Below are 24,706 nucleotides of genomic sequence, written 5' to 3'. Positions count from 1 at the left end.
AATTTCTTATAATTTAAATTTAAATAATCTAGTTTGGTTATAATTCCACAAAAACAAAAGAGGATATATGGATAAATTTGAAATATCAAGCAAATTTCAGCCAAGCCCAGATCAAGAAAACGCTATAAAAAATATTGTAAGCTCAATCCAAAATGGCAACAAATACAACGTGCTTTTAGGAGTTACTGGAAGTGGCAAGACTTTTACTATGGCAAACGTGATAAAACGCCTAAATATGCCAACTCTCATCATGACGCACAACAAAAGCTTAGCAGCTCAGCTTTATAGCGAGTTCAAAGGCTTTTTTCCAAAAAACCACGTCGAATACTTCATCAGCTACTATGATTATTATCAGCCAGAAGCCTATATACCGCGTTCTGATCTATTTATTGAAAAGGATAGCTCTATAAATGATGAGCTTGAGCGTTTGCGTCTTTCTGCGACTGCAAATTTGCTTGAGTTTGACGATGTCGTCGTCGTAGCTAGCGTATCAGCCAACTACGGCTTAGGAAATCCAGCTGAGTATAAAGGCATGGTTTTAACCCTTACTCAAGGAATGCAGCTCAACCAAAAACAGCTACTTTTAAAGCTAGTCGATATGGGATACAAAAGAAATGATGCGTATTTTGATCGCTCAGATTTTCGCGTGAATGGCGATGTGGTCGATATTTATCCAGCGTATTTCAATGACGAGGCTATCAGGCTTGAGTTTTTTGGTGATGAGCTTGAGAGTATGTATCATTTTGACGTATTAGAAAACAAACGCACAAATGACGTGAGTAAATTTATACTCTACGCAACAAGCCAGTTTGTAGTCGGTGAAAATAGACTAAAACAAGCCATAAAGGACATTGAGCTAGAGCTTGAAAGTAGGTTGGAATTTTATCAAAAAGAAAATAGACTAGTTGAGTATCAAAGACTAAAGCAAAGAGTAGAATTTGACCTTGAGATGCTAGCAAGTACAGGCAGCACAAAGGGCGTCGAAAACTATGCAAGATATCTAACAGGGCAAAAGGCTAGAGAGACGCCTTATTCGATGTTTGATTATTTTGAGCTTGATGATAAGCCTTATCTTGTTATTGTCGATGAGAGCCACGTGAGTTTGCCACAGTTTCGTGGAATGTATGCAGGAGATAGAAGTAGAAAAGAGGTTTTGGTGGAGTATGGCTTTCGTCTGCCAAGTGCTTTGGATAATCGTCCGCTTAAATTTGATGAGTTTATCAGCAAAAAGGCGAATTTTTTGTTTGTTTCAGCTACTCCAAACGAATATGAGCTTGAGCTCTCAAAGGGTCATATTTTCGAGCAAATTTTACGCCCAACTGGTCTGCTTGATCCAAAAATAGAAGTCATAAGCAGCGACAATCAAGTCGAAATCCTATTTGATAGAGCTAAAAAAGTTATTGCAAATGGCGAAAGGGTGCTAGTCACGACGCTAACAAAAAAGATGAGCGAGGAGCTTACAAGGTATTATTTAGAGCTTGGTATAAAGGTCAAATATATGCACTCAGATATCGATGCAGTCGAGAGAAACGAGCTAATACGTGGGCTTAGAAAAGGCGATTATGATATGCTTGTGGGGATAAATTTGCTCCGTGAGGGCTTGGATCTTCCTGAAGTGAGCTTGGTGGCGGTTTTGGACGCTGATAAAGAGGGGTTTTTAAGAAGTCGCACAAGCCTGATCCAAACAATGGGAAGAGCTGCAAGAAACGAGCATGGAACTGTTATTTTATTTGCCAACAAAATCACAAACTCAATGCGTGAGGCCATTGACATCACTGAAGCAAGACGTAAATATCAAGATGAATACAATAAAAAACATGGTATCACGCCAAAGTCAGCCACTAGAAATATTGAAGATAGCTTAAAAGAAGAGGACACACCAAATCTATACAATAAAGCCAAAAAATTAGAAAAAATGCCAGCGAGCGAGCGAGCCAAAATAGTCAAAGAGCTACGCAAACAGATGCTTGAAGCTGCGAAAAATTTGGAGTTTGAAAAGGCTGCAGCTTTGCGTGATGAGATAGCAAAGCTAAGAGATTTGTAAAAAATTCATATATTTTATTTACGTTTAAATTTAGTTTATATAGAATGACGCATTAAATTTAGGAATATTTATAAATGACGATAACAAAACAGATAAAATTATACATCAGCATTATTTCAGCACTCATTGTCTGGTTTTTGCCAAGCGAGGCTTTTCCTTTTGAGCTGACGATAGTAGAGCAAAGAGTTGCAGCGATTTTCGTGCTAGCTGCTAGCCTTTGGATCACTGAAGCTATCGCTATTTGGACGACTTCTGTTATGGTTATTGTACTTATGCACTTGAGCGTTTCGACTAGTAGTTTTAAGTTTATGCTACCGCCAGCTGGCTCGACAAGTGAAATTTTAAACAAATATGGCACTTTTATATATTATAAAAACATTATGGCGACGTTTGCCGATCCTATTATTATGCTTTTTATGGGAGGATTTGTCCTAGCCATCGCAGCTTCCAAATACAAGCTTGACGCTAGTCTTGCAAAAGCACTTCTCAAGCCATTTGGCACGAATGCAAATATGGTACTTTTGGGATTTATTATTATGACTGCGATTTTTTCTATGTTTATGAGTAATACAGCCACAGCTGCGATGATGCTTACAATACTCTCGCCAGTCCTAGCCTCACTTAGAAATGATGTAAAAGGCAAAATCGCTCTAGCCATGTCTATCCCAATAGCTGCAAACATCGGTGGTATCGGCACTCCAATAGGCACTCCACCAAACGCCATAGCTATCAAATACATAGCAGACACTCTTGGGGCTGATGTGAGCTTTTTTGGTTGGATGATGATTATGGTGCCAATCATGCTTATCATACTTCTATTTTCTTGGTGGCTTTTAAAAACGCTATTTAAATTTGAGCAAAAAGAGATAAAAATAGAGCTAACTGGTGAATTTGAAAAATCACCCAAAGCCTACATTGTTTATGTCACGTTTGCCATCACTATACTTCTTTGGATAAGTGATAAATTTACTGGAGTAAATGCGAATGTAGTAGCACTCATTCCTTTTGCGGTTTTTTCAGTCACTGGAGTCATCACAAAAGATGATCTAAAGCTCATAGACTGGGACGTGCTGTGGCTCGTGGCTGGTGGTTTTGCGCTTGGCGTAGGGCTAAATGAAACGGGTCTTGCTAAAAATTTAGTAGAGCATATTCCGTTTAATTCATATTCAGTTTTAACGATGATGATAGGGGCTGGACTTTTGTGCTACGCCATGTCTACATTTATGAGTAATACAGCCACCGCGGCGCTTCTTATACCTATTTTAGCAGCAGCTGGCATGAGTATGCAAGGCACTCTTGAGAGCTTTGGTGGGATTCATGTTTTGCTTATATCTTTAGCTCTGTCTGCCTCACTTGCTATGGCTTTGCCTATTAGCACTCCACCAAACGCTTTAGCTTACGCAAAAGGTTTTATCAAGCAAAAAGACATGGCAATAGTCGGCATTATTATCGGTGCTTTTGGCATGGTTGTGGGCTACTTAATTTTAATAATTCTAGGCAAATTTGGACTACTTTCATTTTAAATTTTTATAAATTTAATTTAAATTCATAAAAATTTGTGTAGAATTCGAACCAAAATTTAAAAGAAAGGCAAAAATTGAGAGAAATTTATCATTTTGAAATTCACGCTTTTTGCCTTGAAAATCTCTACATACAGGCTTCTCACACACTTTGGTAACCAAAATATTTTAAATCACAAACTAAATTTAAAATATAAAAAGGTTAAACAATGAATAAAATAACAAAATTATTTTTGAAATACACAATACCAAATATCATAAGCATAGTTTTTATTTCTATCTATTTTTTGGTTGATGAAATATTTGTCGGACAGATTTTTGGTGCAAAAGCACTTGGGGCAGTTGGGCTTGTGATGCCGTTTGTGATGATTGGTTTTAGTATTATCGACGTCGTTGCCATGGGCTCATCGGTGCAGATTTCACTCCACCTTGGAGCTAAAAAACGTAAAGTTGCAAGCGGTATTTTTAGCTTTAGTTTGATTTTTATCATTTTTATGGCGAGCGTTTGTTTGGTATTTGGGGTTTTATTTGCAAGGCAAATTTGTGATGCTCTAATAGAAGATAAAGAACTTGCAAATTTATGCTTTGAGTTTGCCATAGTTTACATCATCTTTTATCCTGTTATTTCTTTGCTTTTTGCTTTGGATAATTACTTAAGAATCGCCAAAAAACCTCTATATAGCATGGCTGTAAATGTCATTGCAGCACTTTTAAATATCATTTTGGATTATCTATTTTTGGTCGTTTTTGGCTGGGGGCTTTGGAGTGCGGCTTTGGCTAGTTGTATCAGTATGAGTATTGGAGCGTTGATAGCGTTTTTGCCATTTGTTTTGCAAGACTTAAACCTAAAAATTACGAAAATTTACATGGATTTGAAGCTATTTACAAATATTATTTTTAATGGAAGCTCTGGGTTTTTAGTCGGCATTTCATCATCTATTTTTATGGTAGTTGCAAACTCTATTTTGCTTGATATTTCAGGGACTACTGGCGTGGCAGTTTTGAGCGCTATTATATCTATTGAGTTTTTAGTAAGCGGGATTATAATGGGTATGTGTGATGGAGTTCAGCCATTATTTAGTTATCAATACGGTGCTAGAAACAAAAATATCTTATCAAAACTCTATAAAATCGCATTTTTTACAGCCGCTTTGATCTCTATTTTAGGCTTTATTTTAGCCCAGCTTGGTGCTGAGTTTATCATCGCTATTTTTAGTAAAGACGCTGAGTTTATCGCACTTGGAAAAGATGCTTTGATGATATTTAGTCTGGTTTATCTTTGTTCTTGGTTTGTGAAGTTTTGCGATACTTGCTTCACATCGACAAATCAGCCTATGCTATCGTTTGGAGTGGCTATCATTTCTGATTTGCTGCCTATAGTTTTGCTTTTTGTTTTGGTAGAATTTTTTGGCATAAATGGAGTGTGGATAACTGTTTTTGTTGCTAAATTTATGGCGAGTATATTTTGTATATTTTTTATTAAAAGATTGCAAGTAGTCTAAATTTAAATAAATTTAGTTTAAATGTTGTCTTAAATTGATAGTATTAAGTATTTTTTTACGAATTTTTTGTATAATCATAGAAAATTTATTAAGGTTGGTTTATGGAGAATAAAGATATTTTTATCAATCGCGAACTGTCTTGGCTGAGATTTAACTCAAGAGTTTTGAGCCAATGTGAAAAAGACTTACCATTGCTAGAAAAACTCAAATTTATAGCAATTTACTGCACAAATTTAGATGAGTTTTATATGATTAGAATAGCTGGACTTAAGCAACTATTCGCCGCTGGAGTTGTAGTCAGTGGAAATGACGAAATGACGCCACTTGATCAGCTTAGAGAGATAAGAAAATACCTAAAAGATGAGCAACAAATTTTAGAACATCACTATAAAGATACAGTTGCAAAACTCGCAAATGCTGGGCTTCATATACAAAAATACGAAGACCTTGCACCAAATGTCAAAAGCAAAGCTGATGAGTTTTTCTTCTCAAATATCTTGCCAGTTATCGTACCTATCGCAGTCGATGCTACTCATCCATTTCCGCATCTAAACAATCTTAGCTTTGGGCTTGCGGTCAAACTTTGTGACTCAGATCACCCTGAGATAATCAAATTTGGAATGATACGCATTAGCCGTGTTTTGCCAAGATTTTATAATGCAGGGGATGGCGTTTATGTACCGATTGAAAGCATAGTTCATCGCCACGCTGAGGAGATTTTCCCTGGATATAAGCTACTTGCAAGCTGCGCGTTTAGAGTTACAAGAAATGCTGATATGGTTATCGAAGAAGAAGAGGCAGATGACTTCATGATGATATTAGAGCAGGGCTTGAAACTCCGCAGAAAAGGGGCTTTCGTCCGCTTACAAATCGAAAAAGATCCAGATCCTGAAATACTTGATTTTCTAAATTTGCATATGAAGATTTTCTACAAAGACATCTACGAAAATAGCATTCCACTAACTCTTGGTGCACTTTGGCAAATCATCGGCGACAAGGAGTTTTCTCATCTTCTTTTGCCACCATACACACCAAAAACACTTCCACCCTTTGGGCAAAACGTCTCAATGTTTGATGCCATAGACAAAGAAGACGTGCTGCTTTTTCACCCTTATGAGAGCTTTGATCCTGTAGCGCAGTTCATCAAAGAAGCTGCAAAAGATCCAAAAGTCATATCTATACGCATGACACTTTATAGAGTTGAGAAAAACTCAAGCCTCATCCAAGCTCTAATAGACGCTGCAAGTGATGGCAAACAAGTGACTGTAATGGTCGAGCTAAAAGCTAGATTTGATGAAGAAAATAATCTCCACTGGGCAAAAGCACTAGAAAACGCCGGAGCTCACGTAATCTATGGAATAACAGGATTTAAAGTCCATGCAAAAGTAAGCCAAGTAATCCGCCAAATAGGCGATAAGCTTAAATTTTATATGCATCTTGGAACTGGTAATTACAACGGAAGCAGTGCGAAAATTTATACTGATATTAGCTACTTTACAAGCAGAGAAGAGTTTGCAAAGGACACAACGACTTTTTTTCACATTCTTTCTGGATTTAGCAAAAACCGCAGATTAAACGCACTTTCCATGTCTCCAATGCAAATAAAAGAAAGAGTCATACAAAAAATAAAAGATGAAGCAAAAGCTGGAAAAGATGGCAGAATAATTGCCAAAATGAACGCTTTAGTCGATAGTGATGTGATAAAAGCACTGTATAATGCGAGCAAAGCAGGGGTGCAAATCGATCTTATCATCAGAGGTATTTGTTGCCTTAGACCTGGAGTTGCAGGTATCAGCGAAAATATCAGAGTAAGATCTATCATAGGAAAATACCTTGAGCACGCTAGGATATTTTACTTCAAGCACGCCGATCCGAAATTTTACATCTCAAGCGCTGATTGGATGCCAAGAAACTTAGAACGCCGCTTGGAGCTAATGACTCCGATTTATGATGAGATGCTTCAAGACAAATTAAGTGAGATCTTAAGACTTCAACTAAGCGATAATGAGCTTGCTTATGAGCTTGGAAGCGATGGAGAATACACAAGCGTCATAAGAGGTGACAATGAAAAACCACTAAACAACCATGAGTTTTTTGAAGACCATTTAAATAGAGTTTTTAAAACACTCAAAAAAGATAGCGACCAAGACAAAGCCCAAATTTTGGCTTCAAAACTATTTAAAGATAGTTAATCTCAGTGAGTCATTTGGCTCACTGATTAAATTTTATTTTATTTAAGATATTTTTTATTATATTTTTGGTACTATTATCAGAATTTTTAACTATAAAGGCATTGAGATATGAGTTGTCCCATGTGTATTAGCCTACAAGGCGATAAATAAAGCTTTAAAAAAAGATAGAAAGTTCAAATTTCTATTGAATTTGGAGTTTACTTTTATAAGCATATTTTCATATTTATCTTTTATAGTTACATTTCCAATTCACTGCAACTGCATATTCAGACGCAAAACTCGCTTAGCATTACATCACAAGCAGTTTTTATTGCATTTAGATAATGATAAATTATTTTACAAACTTCATGGAGTTAAACCGCCACTTATCTTTTTTGAAATGCATAGAAATTATCTAAATTTTTAATCTTAAATATTTTTTTATAGTTGGTCAGAAGACCTTTTTTTATGTATTTTTTAAAGGATAAATAATGTCAAAAAGTTTTATAACAGGATTTCCAAGAATAGGTGAGCAAAGAGAGCTTAAATTTGCACTTGAGAGTTTTTGGGCTGGCAAGAGTGAGTTTAGCGAGGTCGAGAAAGTCGCTAGCGAGCTAAAAGCACGCCACTGGGGCTATCAAAAAGATGCAAATATTGATTTTATCAGCGTAAATGACTTTTCATATTATGATTTAATGCTTGATAATATCGTAACTTTTGGAGCTATTCCACCAAGATTTAAAGGACTTAGCGAAACTGAGCTTTATTTTTCAATGGCACGTGGAAACAAAACAAGCGTTGCTATGGAAATGACAAAATGGTTTAACGCAAACTACCATTACATCGTACCAGAGCTTAGCCGTGAGAGTACTTTTAGCCTAAATTCAGACAAAATTTTGAATGAATATAAAGAAGCAAAGGCATTTGGAATCGCAAATCCAAAGATAAATTTGATAGGACCTATCACATTTTTAGCACTTAGCAAAACCACTGATGGTAGCTGCGCGCTATGCCATTTAGATGCTTTGGTAGAGCAATATGCAAAATTAATAGATCAAATTTCAAATCTTGATAATGAAGTAGTAGTTCAAATAGATGAGCCGATTTTTGTGACAGACAAAGCCGAAAAACTAGCTGAAAAAATTGTCCCAACATATGAAAAACTAACCACAAAAAGCAATGTCAAAATCATATTTATGACATATTTTGAGCATGCAACTGAAGCTGTAAAAGAGGTAGTAAAAACTAAAATTTGGGGCGTTGGACTTGATTTTGTTCATGCAACTTGCCAAAAATCATCTCTTGAAATCCTAGCAAATAGCGATAAAACCGTCTTTGCTGGTGTGATAGATGGAAGAAATGTTTGGGTAAGCGACATCGAAGCCAAACTAAACTTAATCAACGAAATCAAAAAATATATCCCAAGCGAACGCCTAAATATCGGTACTTCTTGCTCGCTTTTACACGTGCCTTATACTTTGAAATACGAAGAAAAACTAAGCATAAAAGAGTGGCTTAGCTTCGCAGTAGAAAAACTAGCTGAAGTAAAACATTTAAGAAAACTAGTCGATGGTGAGAAATTCTGCGAGTCAGGAGAAGCTTGGTTAAAAGCCAATAAAAACGCCATAGAATCACGTAAAACTTCAGATTTAGTAAATGATAAAGCAGTTCAAAACAGAGTTGCAAATCTAAGCAAATTCCAAAGAGACGTGGCATATGAAGAGCGTATCAAAATCCAAAAGGCTAAATTTAACCTTCCAGAGCTTCCAACTACAACAATAGGCAGCTTCCCACAAACCCCAGAACTTCGCCAAGTCCGCAATGCTTATAAAAAAGCCCTTATTACAAAAGAAGCCTATGAAGCTGATATCAAAAAATATATTGATGATTGTATAGCATTCCAAGAAGAGTGCGACATCGATGTTTTGGTACATGGTGAGCCAGAGAGAAACGATATGGTCGAGTATTTTGGAGAGCAGCTTAAAGGTTATGCATTTAGCACAAATGCGTGGGTTCAAAGCTATGGTAGTCGCTGCGTTAAGCCACCTCTTCTTTTTGGTGATGTTAGTCGCCCAAAAGCTATGACAGTGGAATGGATCACTTATGCTCAAAGCAAAACCAAAAGAATCATGAAAGGTATGCTAACTGGACCAGTAACTATCCTAAATTGGAGCTTTGTGCGTGATGATAAACCAAGAAGCGAGATAGCAAAAGAGCTAGCACTTGCGATTTATGATGAGATAGACGACTTGCAAAATGCCGGAATTAGGATCATTCAAGTAGACGAAGCAGCGTTCAAAGAGGGTTATCCGCTAAGACGTGAAAACATACCAGCTTATGAGAAATTTGCAGTTGATTGCTTCAAACTAAGCGTTTCAGCGGCTAAAGCCGAAACTCAAATCCACACTCATATGTGTTATTCTGAGTTCAACGACATCATTAAAACAATTGAAGCAATGGACGCTGATGTCATAAGCATAGAAACTGCTAGAAGCGGTAACGAACTACTAAAAATCTTTAAATCAGTAGGCTACAAACAAGAAGTCGGCCCTGGCGTTTACGACATACATAGCCCAAGAGTTCCAAGCGTCGAAGAGATAGCAACTCAAATAAACGTACTTCTTGAAGTTCTTCCAAAAAGCCAACTATGGATAAATCCAGATTGTGGACTAAAAACAAGAAAATGGGAAGAGGTTAAACCAAGCCTTAAAAATATGACTGCCGCTGTTAAAATCGTACGTCTAAGCTAAATTTTCGCTCCTTTTGGAGCGAATTTAAAGGATAAAAAATGCTAAAAGACAAGATAGAAAGCAACACGCCAGGCATTTTGCTATATGGTATAACTCCGCCGAAGATAAATTTAAGCAAAGAAGAGGCTGAGGAGATAGCAAATAAGCAACTAGAAAGGCTGAAAGATAGCAAATTTGACGGGCTTGTGATATATGATTTACAAGATGAAAGCAATAGAAATAGCTCTGAGCGCACTTTTGAGTTTATCTGCACGATAAAACCTGAAATATACCATAAAGAGTTCTTGCATAGTGCTTATCCAGCAGTCATTTATAAAGCTGTAGGCAACTACGACGAAGCAGAGTTTAGAGAGTTTTTGCAAAGCTCTAGCAGCGACACACTAAGCGTTTTTGTCGGAGCAAGCTCTAAACAAGACAAGCAAAAACTCGCACTAAATGATGCATACAAGCTTAAAAATGAGTGCGGGCAGGGCGTAACTCTTGGTGGGATTTGCATACCAGAACGCCATATAAAAAAGGGCGATGAAGATTTAAGAGTAGCTGGAAAATCCATAAAAGGATGCAAGTTTTTTATCACACAAGCTGTGTATAATATAGAAAATGCTAAACGCTTTATAGATGATTATGCAAATCTTGGAGTCAAAAAAGTACCTATAATCTTTACTTTCACGCCTTGTGGAAGCAGCAAAACGCTTGAGTTTATGAAATGGCTTGGCATAGCAGTTCCAGAATATTTTGAAGATAGGCTATTTAGCAGTCAAAATGCCTTAGAAAGCTCTGTAAGTTTGAGCCTTGATATGTTTGAGTTTTTGTTTAAATACGCAAAAGCAAAGGGCATCAGCGTAGGGGCAAATGTAGAGAGTATTTCTACTAGAAAAGTCGAAATAGAAGCTTCTATAAATCTACTAAATGGCATACAAAAAATCATCGAAGATGAAAAAGAGCTTTCATATAGAGAAATCTGGCAAAGTGCTTCAAAAATGACAGAATAATGGACTAATCTTAGTCCATATTTATTTTTAAATTTATATTCAAATTCTCATTTAAATAATGCAAAATAAAATATATAATATTTATATATAGTAAAATTATAAATATATAAAATAACAAGCTTTAATAAAAAAATATTATATAACGCAATAAAAGAAGCAAAATAATAGATGATGGGTAAAATGGGATATTTACATCAAGTTCAAATTCTAAGCCGGCTAAATTTAGCCAAAAAAGTAAAATACAAGCTATTTTTATTATTTTGTATTGAAAACGTTAATTTTCAATCTTTTATTTATATCCTATTCTGCCGTTGTATATTGGTAAGTTAAAGTATGTATTTAAGGATATTTGGATAACTTTACTTTTTGTATGATAAAAATTTATCCATCAAATTTAGCTAAGAATTTAACAAAAAATTATATAGTAAATTATCAGCTAAATTTTAAATACTTTTTTTGGGCGATTTACCTTATTTGTTATTTGCTTATTAAAAATTAAAACAACAGCTTAAATATTAGACTTGTTCGAAATTAAGCCTAAACACGAATTATAGTTTGGTTTAATATTTAAATAGATAGTTTGTTTATATATTATCTATTTGTTTTTTAATAACCGTTACGGCTGTAAATTTATGATTAAGCAAGAAGATAAATCTATAAAAACAACGCAAATCAAAATATCAATCATTTATCTTAGCTTAAAAACAAGCTAAAAACTTAGCAAAATATCTGTTTTGTTGAACTATTGTCAAGTAATTTTAAAAGCAAATTTGAAGCTTAAAAATATAAAAAATAGGCTAATAACTTTGTTAAATTTGATTATTTTAGAAGCAGTTTTATGAGAAAAACATCATTTGAGCTATCCCCTATTTTGAGATAGCTATAAAAATAAAAAATTATTTGTGCTTTTTAGGATAGTCAAAAAACAGCGCATGACCGTGGTGGTTGATTATCTCTTTGAAGCTTTGCACGTCAAATTCAATACAAAAAATCCCACTTGTCGGAATATTTCCTATATCAGAATCACTCAAAAACTCAGATATTTCTGTGATGCTTGGGTTGTGTCCTACTATAAACACGCTTTGCAACTCATCATCTATATTTTTTATAAACTCATGCATATTAGTAGGACTGCAATCATACAGCGCTTTTACTTGAGTAATTTCTTTTTTGTAGCCTATCTCTTTTGAGAGTAAATTTGCAGTTTTCAAAGCCCTTTTGGCTGGCGAAGCAAATATGATATCAGGCGTAACTTTATGTTTTTTAAGTCTTTTACCCATAAATTTAGCCGCACTTTCGCCCTTTTCTATCAGATCTCTAGCAAAATCATCGTCATCTCTTTTTTCCGCCTTGGAATGCCTTATAAAATATATAGTTTTCATAATTTTTCCTTATCTAGTTGTAATTTTTTCATCGCTTCAAGTTCATCAGTACTAAATCCAGCCATAATGCGGTGCGCCTCATCTAGCTCTCTTTTTGTGCTAAATGCGTTTGGATAGTGCTTTAGGACTATATTTATCCACGAGTTTGGATCCACGCCCTGCTCTTTGCAAGCAAATTTAAACCACTTATCGCCCTTTTTGACATGGTCTATCTCTTCGTGGTGGATTATTTTTAGCGTATTGGTTAGCCAGTTTTTTGAAGCATCGGTTTTGATTTTTTCCATCATAAAAAGATTTGCATCAAGCCCATTTGCCTCCATAAATCTAGGCAGTACCGCCATTCTATCAAGCAGTGAGCCTTGTGTCTTTTGCAAAGCTATGAAAAGCCCATTATGTACGCTCAAATCGCCATATTTATAGCCAGTTTTTTGCAGCTGCTCATCTATCATTTTGAAGTGTCTTATCTCATCACCAGCCACCTCAAGCCAGTCAAAATAATACTCCTTAGGCAAGCCTCTAAATCTATAACAAGCATCAAGAGCAATATCAATCGCGCTGTATTCTATGTGGGCAATAGAGTGCAAAAAGGCTGCGTTTTTGTCTGCTGATTTTTGTTTTTTAAGCTCTTTCATCTCATAAATTTGAGCAAATTTAGCATAGCTTGGGCTAATAAGTGGCTCTATAATCTCATCTTCAAAGCCAAGTTTATCTGATCTGAAATCATCAAATAATGCTTCAAAACCGCTAAATTTAGACTCCAAATCCCCATCATCCAAGACCTCTTTACACCTAGTAAAAAAACTCATCTAAAAATCCTCATATAACCAGCCAAATACCCTATCCCAAATCCAAAAAGATGAGCATACCAAGCTATATTCATACCAAGTAAAAGTGGCGCAAAACTCATAAGTAAAAGCGCTATGATAAGCCCTTTTCTACTATATCTATCAAGATTAGCCATAAAGCCAAGAAGCACACATATCGCACCGCTAGCTCCTACTAAATTTACAGTTGGATTTATAAAAAGATAACTAAGACTAAGAAGGCTTGTAAGAACTCCTCCAATCATATATAGTAGTAAAAATTTAACCCCGCCAAGATAACGCTCAAAAATAGTCCCAAACTGAAACAAAACAGCCATATTCATGATGATATGAGTAAGTGAGCCGTGCAAAAACATCGTGGTCAAAATCTGCCAATAAGCACCAGCAAAAAATAGTTTATTAAGCCCAAAATACATACCAAAACCAAATGGATCATAGACAAAATATTGCAAAAAATAAATAACCGCATTTACAGCTATCAAAATCGGAGTTACTGCCAAATTTACCTCGTTAATTTCGTGATTTTATAAATTTAATACTTTATATTCAAGCTTTTATCTATCTTACCAAAACCAGCAAATTTATTTGAAACCAAGCAAGATGTGTTATTGCATCTTGTTATGTAAGCATTGATTTTCTTGCCATTTAGTTTATGTGTGTTTTTATATTTTAGATTCATCACGCTTCTGATATTTTTGCCATTTACATTGTGTAAAAAAGTCACCGTGCCATTTGGCTCTATTTTATCGACTATGCCAACATGAGTTATTCTATTTTCTTTAAGCTTTCTAGTCCCTTTAGTTGTATTATTGAAAAAGACCAAATCGCCTAATTTTGGCTCATCAAAAGCAATTTTATTTTCAGCTTTATACATATTAAATAGAGCTTGGGATTTTCTACCATGCTTATCATAAAAGTTATCTAGCTCTTTACTGCTAAAATACAGCTCGTTATTTTCATTATTTATTAGAGTTACAAGGCCAGAGCAGTCTCTGCCAACTTTTTTATTTAGATATTTACTCAAATTTATATCTTTTTCGTAAGATATATTAGACTCTTTATCATCATTTTGCTTGAATTGACGAGTTATGCTAGAGCTATAATCTTGATTTGAATTAAATTTATAAGAGTTAATTTGAGTAGTAGAAATATCACTTTTTGTAGAACAAGCACTTAAAAACAATACACCAATCGCACCGATGCAGATAGTTTTAATATTCATTGTGTTTCTTTAAAAATGGTTTATTTATGCAATTGTATCAAATAAATTCTTAAATCTTAAACATAAATTTGCTATAATCACCCTTATTTTTTAAAGGTTATTCATGGATTATTTAGAAATCAAAGGCGGAAATAAACTATTTGGCGAGGTAAATATCAGTGGTGCTAAAAACGCCGCACTACCTATCATCGCTATGAGCATACTGGCTAAAAATGACGTCCTTGTATCAAACATTCCACAAGTCGAAGATATAAAAACATTTATAAAATTGCTACAAAATTTAGGCGCGACCTCGACTTTAGATGGCTCAAATTTAAAAATTAACACAACTTCCATAAACTCCACAAAAGCCACTTATGACATCGTTCGCAAGATGAGAGCTTCTATTTTAGTTCTTGGCCCACTTGTTGCAAGATATGGATATTGTGAGGTTTCTTTGCCTGGAGGGTGTGCTATTGGAGCTAGACCTATTGATTTGCACCTTGCTGCACTAGAAAAAATGGGCGCAACAATAGAGATAAAAGACGGATATGTCATAGCCAGCGCAAAAGACGGGCTAAAAGGCGCAAACATCGTCTTTGATAAAATCACAGTCACAGGCACTGAAAATATCGTAATGGCAGCAGCCCTAGCAAACGGAACTACAAAGATTTTTAACGCAGCAAAAGAGCCAGAAGTGGTTCAAATTTGCCAAATTTTAGAGACTAGCGGAGTAAAAATAGAAGGCATAGGAACCAGCGAAATAACAGTCCATGGAACAAACAAAGAGCTTTTAAATTTACCAAAAATCACCGTCATACCAGACAGAATAGAAGCTGGCACATACCTTTGTGCTGTAGCTATAGCTGGCGGGGAAGTCACACTTAAAAATATTGAGCCAAACCACCTAGTTTCAGTCCTTGGAAAGCTTAGCGACATGGGATTAAATTTTGAGTTTAATGATAAAAATATCAAAATCATCTCCTCAGGAGCTCTTCATCCAGTCCAGATTATTACAACTGAGTTTCCAGGATTTCCTACTGATATGCAAGCTCAGTTTATGGCACTTGCTTGCGTGGCAGATGGCGTTAGCACGATTGATGAAAGACTTTTTGAAAACCGCTTTATGCACGCAAGTGAGCTTATAAGAATGGGCGCAGACATTAAGCTAAATGGACATTTGGCGACTATTTGTGGTGATGAATTAAACGGAGCTGATGTCATGGCAACAGATCTAAGAGCAAGCTCAGCGTTAGTTTTGGCAGCACTTAGAGCCAATGGCACGACGAGAGTACATAGAATCTACCACCTTGATAGAGGATATGAAAACCTAGAAACAAAGCTTAGCAAGCTTGGAGCAGACATAAAAAGACTTAGCGAATAAGGATAAAAAATGGAAGTTAATGAGATGTTTTCAAAAATTGATGAGCTAGAATGCTTAGATAATTATGAGTTTATCAGCATAAATTTAGCCGTAGGTAGAGTTTTAGCTGAAGATATAATCACTACAAAACCACTTCCATTTGCTGACAATTCAGCCCTCGATGGCTACGCTTTTAATTATAATGATATAAACAGTCCTTTAAAAATCCTTGGAACTATCTTTGCAGGGGATAAAAAAGAGTATAGCATAGGCAAAAACGAATGCTACAAAATAATGACTGGAGCGATATTTCCCACTGGTAGTGACACCGTTGTTATGCTTGAAGATGAAGCTTTTGATGAAAATGGCAATTTAATCGTACCAAAATATATTAAAAAAGACAACGCCAGAAAGCTAAAAGGCGAAGAACTAGGCGTTGGAGAGCCGCTTCTTAGCAAATCAACACTTCTAAATGCAGCCAAAATCATGCTTTTAGCCTCTCAAGGCATCAGCTTTGTAAAAGTCTTTGCTAAACCAAAAATAGCAGTTTTTAGCACAGGAAATGAGATAAACGAGCCTTGGCAAACTTGTGATGATAGGTCGATTTATAATGCAAACGCGCTTGGCATAAGCTCACTACTTCTAAATAACGGCTTTGAAAGTGAGTATAAAGGTATCTTAAAAGATGAAAAACAAAGCCTCAAACAAGAGATAATAAAAGCTTCAAACTACGATGTCATCATCACAAGCGGAGGAGCTAGCAAAGGCGAAGCTGATTTTATGAAGTCTTGCTTGCAAGAGCTTGGATATGAGTGCATTGTAGGAAGTATAGACATCAGACCAGCAGGTCCTACAAAGATATTTAAAAAAGGCAAACAGCTTGTATTTATCTTGCCAGGAAACCCGATGTCATGCTATATAGGTTGCTTTTTGTCAGCTATCCCAGCTATCAAAAAAATAAGCGGAAGAAAAGAGTATCTCCACGAGACGTGCGAAGCAACATTTAATGGCGATATGATTCAAAAAGGAAGTCGCGCAAATATCGTGCTTGGCAACTATATAGACGGCAAATTTACACCACTAAACAAAAACAATAAATTTAGTCCAGCGATGATAAAACCACTAGCAAATGCAAACGCTTTGTACCTTTCAAAAATCGGTGAAAATGAAATTTCAGACAAAACTTTGATAAAAATCATCAAACTATCTTGACATATGAGTAAATTTATGCTACAATCACGCTCTCAAAACAAGACAAGCGGGAATAGCTCAGGGGTAGAGCACAACCTTGCCAAGGTTGGGGTCGCGAGTTCGAATCTCGTTTCCCGCTCCATTTTATTTTTAATCCTAATCATTTTATTTTCACAAAAGCTTTTTTCAGCATCTTTAGTCTCACTGCTAGAAGAAAATATCAAATCGCAAATTCCAAATATAATAATAGAAAAGCTAAATATCCAAAAACCAGATAATTTGCCACAAGATTTTAATGAGTACGAGCTAAAAGAGATATTGCTTTTATCTCTAAAAGATGACGGCGGAAATCTAAGAGCCGTATACAAAATGCCAAATAATCTAAATAAAAGTATGTTTTTTAAATTTGACATCAAAGCCAAAGTTAAAGTTTTTGTAGCTTCAAGAGACATGGACAAGGGGCAAATACTAAATTTAAGTGACTTTGAGAGTATTTTAGTCCCGCTAAACAAATACGAAAAAACAGCCCTAACCTCACTACCAAAAGTATCTCTAATCACAAAAACTCGCATAAAAATGGGAAGAGTTTTGACAACTAGACAGTTTAAAACCCTAAGCGACATAAAAAGAGGAGATCAAATCACAGCTATTATAAATGACGGAAGTTTGAGCGTCGAAATACTAGTCACAACGCTTGAAGATGCAAACATCGGAGAAATAATCCAAGTAAAAAATGAAAACAATCAAATCTTTAAAGCAACTATCATATCAAAAAATAGAGCAATAATAAGGTAAAAAATGAATAAATCTTGTATATATCCAGGGACTTTTGATCCTATTACAAATGGTCATATAGATGTCATTAAAAGAGCCTGCAAGGTCTTTGATAGAGTTATCGTAGCAGTGGCTTTAAATGAGAGCAAAACGCCCTACTTTTGCCACGAAAAGCGAATAAATTTAGCCAAAATAGCTACAAAAGATATCTCAAATGTAGAGGTTGTTGGCTTTAGCAATTTGCTTGTGGATTTTGCTAAGGCTCAGGGCATAAACACAGTCGTACGTGGGCTTAGAGCAGTTAGCGACTTTGAATATGAGCTCCAAATCGGCTACGCAAATGCATCTTTGTGGAGCGAGTTTGAAACGGTTTATTTCATGCCAAGCCTCAAAAACGCATTTATTTCAAGCTCGATTGTGCGTTCTGTTTTGAGTCATGGCGGGGACATCACAAATTTAGTCCCAAAAGAAATTTTAGAAGATATAAAAGGTAAAAAATGCTAGTTACATTTGAAGGGATTGACGGAGTTGGCAAATCAACTCAAATTTCACTACTTAAATCTTTCATTCCAAACGCTATAATCACAAAAGAGCCAGGCGGAACTGAGTTTGGGGTAAAAGTGCGTGAGTTTTTGCTTCAAAATGCAAACAAAATTTGTTCAAGAGCTGAGATTTTGCTCTTTTTAGCCGACCGTGCAGAACACTATGAAAAGGTCATAAAACCAAATCACAAAGAGCTAATTTTAAGCGATCGTGGATTTATCTCTGGTATGGCTTATGCTATGGCAAGTGATGAAAATTTAGACATCGCAGAGCTTTTGGAGCTAAATAAATTTGCACTCAAAAATGATTTAGGCGATAAATTTATCTTTTTAAAAGCAGATGAAAATCTCATAAAAACCCGCCTTTTTGGTCGTGGGACAAGTGATGAAATCGAAAATAGAGGCATAGAGTATTTAATGAGAGTTCAAGGATTTATGAGTATAATACTCGCCGATTTAAAATTTGATGTTTTAGAAGTGAATGCAGGTCTTGACATCAATGAAATTCAAGATAAAATAAGGAAATTTATATGATAAATGCACTTCGCGGTATGAAAGATTTGCTAGATAATGATGGAAAATTATATAAATTTATAGTAGAAACTTGTGAAGAAGTAGCCAAAAACTACAGATATGAGTTTTGCGAAACTCCAAAAATGGAAGAAACTGGGCTTTTTAAAAGAAGTGTCGGCGAAAGTAGCGATATAGTCGGTAAAGAGATGTATCAGTTCACAGACAAAGGCGGCAATGACGTTTGCCTAAGACCTGAGGGAACTGCTGGAGTCGTAAGAGCATTTATCGAGGCTAAATTTGACAAAGCCGGCGGGGTTAAAAAATATTTTTACAGCGGAAGTATGTTTCGCTACGAAAGACCACAACGTGGGCGTTTGAGAGAGTTTCATCAGTTTGGCGTGGAGTGTTTTGGCGAATCAAGCGTTTATGAAGACGCGAGCGTTATTTTGATGCTTAGCGAGATTTTGAATAAATTTAATATCAAAACCACTCTAAAAATAAACTCACTTGGAGATAGTGAGTGCATGCCACTTTATAGACAAAAATTAGTTAAGTTTTTGGAGTCAAAAGATGGTCTTTGTGAAGACTGCCAAAGACGCATTAAAACAAATCCAATCCGCGTCTTGGACTGTAAAAATGACCATTGTCAAATGCTTTTAAAAGACGCTCCACTCATCACTGATAACCTAAATCAAATTTGCTCTAGCGAGTTTGAAAAATTAAAAGAGATTTTAGCTCAAAACGGCGTTAAATTTGAAGTAGATGCAAGGCTTGTGCGTGGGCTTGATTATTACTGCAAGACTGCATTTGAGTTTGTAAGCGATGAAATCGGCTCAAAAAGCGCTGTGGCTGGTGGTGGAAGATATGATAGATTAGTCGAGTTTTTGGGTGGCAAAGCTACTCCTGGAGTTGGCTGGGCTATGGGAATCGAGCGTATAATGGAGATTTTGAAACAAAAAGAGCTTCCAAATTTTAGGGATGGGATTTATATATGCGCGCTAGATAATGCGTATGTAAATGACATTTACAAAATTGCTTTTGAGCTTAGAAAAGAGCATAAAGTAGAGGTCTCATACGAGGCGAAAAGCCCAAATAAACATCTAAATTTAGCCGACAAGAAAAACGCAAAAATATTTTTGTGTATCGGTGAAGATGAAGCAAAAAACAGTCAAATTTGGTATAAAAATTTAGACACAAAAGAAGAAAAACGTATAAATATTTCAAATTTAAAAGGTGAGCTATGACAAACGATTATGGATTAAGCCTTTGGGGCGATTCAAACTTTATAGTTGATGGGGGCAAAATTTGTCTAAATAACGACTTCAAGCCAGCCATAATCGACATAGTAAAAGACATAAGAGACGATGGCTACAGAGGGCCTTTGTTGCTTCGTTTCCCACACCTTATCAAAAAACAAATCGTTCAAGTTTATTCAAATTTTGAAAGAGCAAAAAAGGAGTTTGGCTACTCAGGCACCTTCAATGCAGTCTATCCGCTCAAAGTCAATCAATATCCAGGCTTTGTAGAAAATCTAGTAAAGCTAGGCAGTCCATACGGATATGGCTTAGAAGCAGGAAGCAAGGCCGAGCTACTTCTAGCCATGGCTTACAACAACTATGACGCTCCTATCACAGTAAATGGATTTAAAGATAAAGAGCTGATAAATTTGGGCTTCATAGCAGCTGAAATGGGACACAATATCACTCTTACGATAGAAGGCTTAAACGAGCTAAAAGCCATAATCTCAACATCAAAAGAGAGATTTGCACCAAAGCCAAACATCGGTCTTAGGATCAGACTTCACAGCAGCGGAACTGGGGTTTGGGCTAAGAGTGGTGGCATAAACTCTAAATTTGGTCTTACTTCAACCGAGCTTATAGAAGCTGTAAATTTACTAAAAGACAACGGATTAATCGAGCAATTTACAATGATTCACTTCCATATAGGAAGTCAGATAAACGAAATCCATCCGCTCAAAAAAGCCCTAATAGAAGCAGGAAATATCTATGCAGAGCTTCGTAAAATGGGTGCTTCAAACTTGCAAGCCATAAATTTAGGCGGCGGCCTAGCTATAGAATATTCGCAGTTCAAAGAACATCCTAGCAGAAACTATACATTAAAAGAGTACGCCAACGACGTTGTTTACCTGCTAAAAACCATAGCAAACCAAAAAAATGAAATTGAGCCAAATATCTTCATAGAAAGTGGTCGCTATATCGCGGCAAATCACGCAGTTTTAGTAGCTCCTGTGCTTGAGCTTTTTAGCCAAGAATACGCAGAAGAAAAACTTGTTTTAAAGAAAAAAAACCCACCTCTAATTGATGAGCTTTACGACCTTTACACCACCATAAAACCAAGCAATGCGATCGAGTATCTTCACGATAGTATCGCCCATATGGAAAGCGTTTTAACTCTATTCGACCTTGGATATGTGGATTTACAAGATAGATCAAACTCTGAAGTTTTAGTACATCTTGTCATGAAAAAAGCCATATCGCTTCTTGGAAATAAACAAAACTACGCTGAACTTTTAAAAATCCAAGAAGAAGTCCAAGAAAGATACTTGGTAAATTTCTCAATGTTCCAAAGTTTGCCTGATTTTTGGGGTTTAGGACAAAACTTCCCAGTTATGCCACTTGATAGACTAGATGAACGCCCTACGCTTTCAGCTTCTATTTGGGATATAACTTGCGATAGCGACGGCGAAATAAGCTTCGATGCAAACAAAAACCCACTATTTTTGCACGATATTGATGTCGAAAAAGAAGAATATTTCTTAGGATTTTTCTTAGTTGGAGCTTATCAAGAGGTTCTTGGAATGAAACACAACCTTTTCACTCACCCTACAGAAGCTACAATCTACTTAAAAGACAATGGCAAATATGAGATAAAAAACATCTTAGAATCTCAATCAATCATGGATATTTTAGAAGACTTAGACTATGATATACACGCTATCAGAGATACTTTAAATGAACGCATCGAAAACTCAAATTTAGTCGATGAAAAACAAAAGAAGCATATTTTGGGCGAGTTGTATTTGTTCTTAAATGATAATGGATATCTAAAAACTATAGGATAAAAATGGGACTTTTAAATTTGATAAAAGAAGATTTAAGCCAACCAAAGCTTCAAGATCCAGCGTATAAATCTTTTATAGAACTTATTTTTAACTATCCTGGCGTTTGGGCTATAGTAAATCATAGAATAGCTCATTTTTTATGGAGCAAAAAACTATATAAAATAGCCAGAGCAATAGCAGGCATTAGCAACTTCTTAACACGCGTCGATATCCACCCGGCAGCCAAAATAGGAAGTGGCGTTTTCATCGATCATGCAACTGGAGTTGTCATCGGTGAGACTGCCATCATAGGCGATAATTGCTTAATCTATCAAGGCGTCACGCTTGGTGGAGTAAGCCTTGATAAAGGCAAACGCCACCCTACTTTAGAAGAAAGCGTTGTAGTCGGGGCTGGAGCTAAGGTTTTGGGAAATATAGTCATCGGAAAAGGCTCCAAAATAGGAGCAAATTCAGTCGTCGTAAAAAGCGTCCCAGATGGCTGTACTGCTGTAGGAATTCCAGCTAGAACCATAGGCGAATGCTGTAAAAAACCTCTTGCCCATGATAATCTACCAGACGTCACAAAAGAGATGCTTGGATATCTTATAAAAAGGATTGAAATTTTAGAAAATGAAGTGTCAAAACAAGGCGGAAACATCTCAAGCGAAGATGAAAAACTAAACGAAATTTATCAAAAATATATACAATCAATCAAGGAGTAATAATGTTATCTAAAAGAATTGGAGTGCTATCAGAGAGCCTAACTATCGCTATTAGCTCAAAAGCAAAAGAGATGAAAGCAAACGGCATAGATGTTATTAGTTTTAGTGCTGGAGAGCCTGATTTTGACACACCAAAGGTCATCAAAGACACAGTCATTAAGGCTTTAGATGCTGGTTGTGGCAAATACACTCCAGTCCCAGGCGCTGCTGATACTCTAAAAGCTATTGCCGTAAAACTAAAAAGAGACAATAACTTAGAATACAAAACAAGCCAAATCGTAACAAACGTAGGCGCAAAGCATTCATTATTTAACATTTTTCAATGTATCATAGATGACGGCGATGAAGTCATAATCCCATCTCCATACTGGGTAAGCTATCCAGAAATAGTCAAATTTAGCGGTGGAAATCCAGTGATCGTAGAAACAAGCGAAGAAAATAAATTTAAAATAACTGCTTTGCAACTAAAAAACGCTATCACTCCAAGAACAAAAGCAATCGTACTAAATAGCCCAAGCAATCCTTGCGGTGGCGTTTATAGTAAAGATGAGCTTCTTGCCATTGGTGAAGTACTAAAAGGTACAAATATCGTAGTTTTAAGTGATGAAATTTACGAAAAACTAACTTATAATGACCAGTTTGTAGCTACTGCTAGCGTGAGCGATGATATGTTTAAAAGGACTATCACTATAAACGGACTTAGCAAATGCGGAGCGATGCCTGGTTGGAGATTTGGATATATGGCAAGCGTGATGGACGAGCTAAACGCAGCTGTCAAAAAACTTCAAAGCCAAAGCACAAGCAATATCTCAAGCATAGTCCAAGCTGGAGCCATACCTGCACTTCTTGGAGAAGCTGACGCTGATATAGCCTACATGAAAAGCAAATTTATGGAGCGTCGCGACTGGGCAGTCGAGGCTATAAACAATATCAAAGGTCTAAGCGTAGTCAAACCAGATGGTGCATTTTATCTATTTGTAAGTTGCAAAGATGTAGAGCCAAACTCTGTTAAATTTTGCCAAGAACTACTAGAAAAAGGCTTGGTAGCTACTGTGCCAGGCGTTGGATTTGGGATGGATGGATACTTCAGGATTAGCTTTGCTTGCGACCTTCAAAGCATCAAAAAAGGTATCGCAAGAATCGCCGAATTTGTAGAAAATTATAAAAAATAATGCCAAAAATCAGCGTCATTATCCCTTGCTATAATGCAGGGGAGTTTCTTTGCAGATCTATAAACTCAGTGCTGCAAAATGATTTGCAAGATATAGAAATAATAGCCATAAATGATGGAAGCACGGATAATACGCTTGAGATTTTAGGTAATTTTAGCGATGATAGGCTATCTATCATAGACCAGCCAAACTCTGGCGCAAGTGCGGCTAGAAATGCTGGCATTAATAAAGCTAGTGGCGAGTTTGTGCTTTTTTTGGATAGTGATGATTTTTTATGCCCAAATATCCTAAATGAACTATATCAAAATGCAATTAAATTTGACGCCGATATTGTTTTTGAAGATTTTAACTACTATTATGACGAAAGCAAAATCATAGCTCAAACAAACTATGAAACAAACAGTGGTTTGGTCGATAAAGAGCGGTTTTTGTTTGATTATTTTACAATCAGCAAAAGCGTATTCCCGTGCATTTGGGGAAAAATCATCAAAACATCACTACTAAAAGATAATAATCTTAAATTTATAGACAAAGTTTTTGTCGCCGAAGATGCAAATCTAAATGCTAAGCTTATATGGCTAGCACAAAAAATAGTCAAAATAAACAAGCCAATTTGCAACTACCAAATCGGCTCAAACAATAGCTCAAAACAGATGAAATTTAAGCATTTTAGCGATGTTAGAATAGTGCAAAGCGACCTTGAAAGATTTTTTGATAAATTTAGCTTAAATGATACTCAAAAAGCTTATGTCAATGCTTATTTTTTAAATTTAAAATACGCCGCAGCTCTGACTTTGAAGCCTTATAGCTTTGATGATTATGGCAAAGTTATGGAGTTTGCTTGTGCGGATATAAAAACTGCTTTCAAAAGCCCCGGTTTTAAACTGCTAAATAAAAAACTAAAGATACTATTTTATCTATTTCGTTTTTCATTTAGCTATAAAATTTATGCAAAAATTATAGGGCTTAAATTTAAATAGTT

20 protein-coding genes and 1 tRNA gene are annotated in these 24,706 nt (G+C 35.9%); 17 read left to right on the top strand and 4 right to left on the bottom strand.

From position 1 onward, the window contains the following. Window positions 1-67 precede the first annotated feature (67 nt). The 6 genes from uvrB (at window position 68) to CIG1485E_RS04300 (ending at window position 10,979) form a co-directional block, all read left to right on the top strand. Window positions 68-2,044, top strand: a complete 1,977-nt coding sequence (gene uvrB, locus CIG1485E_RS04325) for an excinuclease ABC subunit UvrB (RefSeq protein WP_038454102.1) — start codon at window positions 68-70, stop codon at window positions 2,042-2,044. Window positions 2,045-2,118: 74 nt separating this feature from the next. Then, on the top strand, window positions 2,119-3,567 hold the full coding sequence (locus CIG1485E_RS04320) for an SLC13 family permease (protein ID WP_081867136.1): 1,449 nt from the start codon (window positions 2,119-2,121) through the stop codon (window positions 3,565-3,567). Window positions 3,568-3,773: 206 nt separating this feature from the next. Then, entirely contained in the window at window positions 3,774-5,066 is a 1,293-nt protein-coding gene (locus tag CIG1485E_RS04315) for an MATE family efflux transporter (protein ID WP_038454100.1), read from the top strand. 101 nt (window positions 5,067-5,167) lie between these two features. Further along, window positions 5,168-7,258, top strand: coding sequence for an RNA degradosome polyphosphate kinase (locus CIG1485E_RS04310; RefSeq protein ID WP_038454098.1), 2,091 nt, complete (start codon window positions 5,168-5,170; stop codon window positions 7,256-7,258). A 470-nt stretch (window positions 7,259-7,728) separates the two neighbouring features. Then, window positions 7,729-9,987, top strand: coding sequence for a 5-methyltetrahydropteroyltriglutamate--homocysteine S-methyltransferase (gene metE / locus CIG1485E_RS04305; protein ID WP_038454095.1), 2,259 nt, complete (start codon window positions 7,729-7,731; stop codon window positions 9,985-9,987). A 38-nt stretch (window positions 9,988-10,025) separates the two neighbouring features. After that, entirely contained in the window at window positions 10,026-10,979 is a 954-nt protein-coding gene (locus CIG1485E_RS04300) for a methylenetetrahydrofolate reductase (RefSeq protein WP_051870918.1), read from the top strand. A gap of 896 nt (window positions 10,980-11,875) precedes the next feature. Here the strand turns inward: CIG1485E_RS04300 and CIG1485E_RS04295 are convergent. From CIG1485E_RS04295 to CIG1485E_RS04280, 4 genes are read right to left on the bottom strand one after another with little or no spacing between them, the layout of a single operon-like run. Beyond that, window positions 11,876-12,361 (bottom strand): SixA phosphatase family protein, encoded by a 486-nt coding sequence (locus CIG1485E_RS04295; RefSeq protein WP_038454093.1) that lies wholly within the window; start codon window positions 12,359-12,361, stop codon window positions 11,876-11,878. Further along, the gene (locus tag CIG1485E_RS04290) at window positions 12,358-13,167 is read right to left on the bottom strand and encodes a ferritin-like domain-containing protein (protein WP_038454091.1); all 810 of its coding nucleotides are present in this window, start codon (window positions 13,165-13,167) and stop codon (window positions 12,358-12,360) included. Before CIG1485E_RS04290 ends, CIG1485E_RS04295 begins: the two co-directional genes overlap by 4 nt. Continuing rightward, a complete protein-coding gene (locus CIG1485E_RS04285; RefSeq protein ID WP_038454089.1) occupies window positions 13,164-13,685 on the bottom strand; it encodes a rhomboid family intramembrane serine protease in 522 nt (173 codons plus the stop codon). Before CIG1485E_RS04285 ends, CIG1485E_RS04290 begins: the two co-directional genes overlap by 4 nt. A 32-nt stretch (window positions 13,686-13,717) precedes the next feature. After that, window positions 13,718-14,407, bottom strand: coding sequence for an NlpC/P60 family protein (locus CIG1485E_RS04280; protein WP_038454086.1), 690 nt, complete (start codon window positions 14,405-14,407; stop codon window positions 13,718-13,720). Window positions 14,408-14,510: 103 nt separating this feature from the next. Between CIG1485E_RS04280 and murA the strand changes: the two genes are divergently transcribed. From murA to CIG1485E_RS04225, 11 genes are all read left to right on the top strand, one after another. Further along, complete coding sequence (gene murA, locus CIG1485E_RS04275; protein ID WP_038454084.1) at window positions 14,511-15,770, top strand: UDP-N-acetylglucosamine 1-carboxyvinyltransferase; 1,260 nt, start codon at window positions 14,511-14,513, stop codon at window positions 15,768-15,770. Between the two features lie 9 nt (window positions 15,771-15,779). Then, complete coding sequence (locus CIG1485E_RS04270) at window positions 15,780-16,961, top strand: molybdopterin molybdotransferase MoeA (RefSeq protein ID WP_038454081.1); 1,182 nt, start codon at window positions 15,780-15,782, stop codon at window positions 16,959-16,961. A gap of 46 nt (window positions 16,962-17,007) precedes the next feature. Next, window positions 17,008-17,082: transfer RNA gene (locus CIG1485E_RS04265), tRNA-Gly, on the top strand. 137 nt (window positions 17,083-17,219) lie between these two features. Continuing rightward, entirely contained in the window at window positions 17,220-17,735 is a 516-nt protein-coding gene (gene flgA, locus CIG1485E_RS09300) for a flagellar basal body P-ring formation chaperone FlgA (RefSeq protein WP_069107385.1), read from the top strand. 3 nt (window positions 17,736-17,738) lie between these two features. Further along, entirely contained in the window at window positions 17,739-18,218 is a 480-nt protein-coding gene (gene coaD, locus CIG1485E_RS04255) for a pantetheine-phosphate adenylyltransferase (RefSeq protein WP_038454076.1), read from the top strand. Further along, window positions 18,212-18,790 carry a dTMP kinase gene (tmk, locus tag CIG1485E_RS04250; protein WP_038454073.1) on the top strand — a complete coding sequence of 193 codons (579 nt, stop codon included), beginning with the start codon at window positions 18,212-18,214 and terminating at the stop codon, window positions 18,788-18,790. The genes coaD and tmk overlap by 7 nt, the downstream gene beginning before the upstream one ends. After that, window positions 18,787-20,013, top strand: coding sequence for a histidine--tRNA ligase (gene hisS / locus CIG1485E_RS04245; RefSeq protein ID WP_038454071.1), 1,227 nt, complete (start codon window positions 18,787-18,789; stop codon window positions 20,011-20,013). Before tmk ends, hisS begins: the two co-directional genes overlap by 4 nt. Beyond that, window positions 20,010-21,851, top strand: coding sequence for a biosynthetic arginine decarboxylase (speA, locus tag CIG1485E_RS04240; protein ID WP_038454068.1), 1,842 nt, complete (start codon window positions 20,010-20,012; stop codon window positions 21,849-21,851). Before hisS ends, speA begins: the two co-directional genes overlap by 4 nt. 2 nt (window positions 21,852-21,853) lie before the next feature. Then, window positions 21,854-22,552: a serine O-acetyltransferase gene (gene cysE / locus CIG1485E_RS04235; RefSeq protein WP_038454066.1), complete on the top strand. Its 699-nt coding sequence runs from the start codon at window positions 21,854-21,856 to the stop codon at window positions 22,550-22,552. Window positions 22,553-22,554: 2 nt separating this feature from the next. Next, complete coding sequence (locus tag CIG1485E_RS04230) at window positions 22,555-23,724, top strand: pyridoxal phosphate-dependent aminotransferase (protein ID WP_038454063.1); 1,170 nt, start codon at window positions 22,555-22,557, stop codon at window positions 23,722-23,724. Further along, entirely contained in the window at window positions 23,724-24,704 is a 981-nt protein-coding gene (locus tag CIG1485E_RS04225) for a glycosyltransferase family 2 protein (RefSeq protein WP_038454060.1), read from the top strand. Before CIG1485E_RS04230 ends, CIG1485E_RS04225 begins: the two co-directional genes overlap by 1 nt. The last annotated feature ends 2 nt before the right edge of the window (window positions 24,705-24,706 follow it).

The sequence above is a fragment of the Campylobacter iguaniorum genome, from assembly GCF_000736415.1.
GTDB lineage: Bacteria > Campylobacterota > Campylobacteria > Campylobacterales > Campylobacteraceae > Campylobacter > Campylobacter iguaniorum.
The sequence above is the reverse complement of the archived record's forward strand: the minus strand, read 5'-3'. Positions and strand labels throughout refer to the sequence as shown.